This is a genomic window from Weissella sp. DD23 (assembly GCF_001579105.1).
In the GTDB taxonomy this organism is placed as follows: domain Bacteria; phylum Bacillota; class Bacilli; order Lactobacillales; family Lactobacillaceae; genus Weissella; species Weissella cibaria.
Window position 1 is genome coordinate 1 of sequence record NZ_KQ970434.1, and the last position, 705, is coordinate 705.

Sequence of the window (705 nt, forward strand, 5' to 3'; positions counted from 1 at the left end):
CTTGTTTACAGCATGATCTCCCCTGCCTAACTATTTTTGTGGCATATATCGTTGCTTTAATAATAAATCGCCACCTCCAAGAGAAATTTCTTGGAAATGGCGATTTAGATATATTAGCAGCTGGTGCCTGTTGGTTGACTGGAACCGACTGGTTGCTTTGGCTGACATTAGCCTGCTTGCTCCAACTGCTACTTGCTAATTATTGCAAGGCTGAACAACTCCCGTTTGTCCCGGCCCTGACAATTAGCTTCATCTGGATTATTGTCGGACAAAATGCCCTGGCGTCACTTCAACCCATGATGTGCCAACCGTAATGGTTTGCCGTTGCTGCGCGATTAGTGGTTTACCAATCGATGGGATTGCAGCAAGCAACTCTTGCGTATACGGATGTAACGGGTTTTCAAAGATTGCCGCCGTTGGACCTAATTCAACTAAGTGGCCAAAGTACAACACCGCGACACGATCTGAGATGGCCTGCACCTTACTTAAATCGTGCGAGATAAACAAATAGGTCAACGCTTGTTGCTCACGCAATGCCATCATTAATGATAGGACTTGCGCCTGAATCGACACGTCTAACGCTGAAATTGGTTCATCAGCCACGATAAATTTAGGCTGACCGACAATCGCCCGGGCTATCCCGATGCGCTGGCGCTGACCACCGGAAAACGCTACTGGATATTTTTCACCGTCTGCCGGTGTTAG

General features: G+C 47.4%; 1 protein-coding gene. It reads right to left on the reverse strand.

The annotated features are described in order from the left end of the window. Nucleotides 1-258: 258 nt before the first annotated feature. The coding region (locus WEIDD23_RS12090; protein WP_156469664.1) for an ABC transporter ATP-binding protein at nucleotides 259-705 on the reverse strand (447 nt) is incomplete at its 5' end.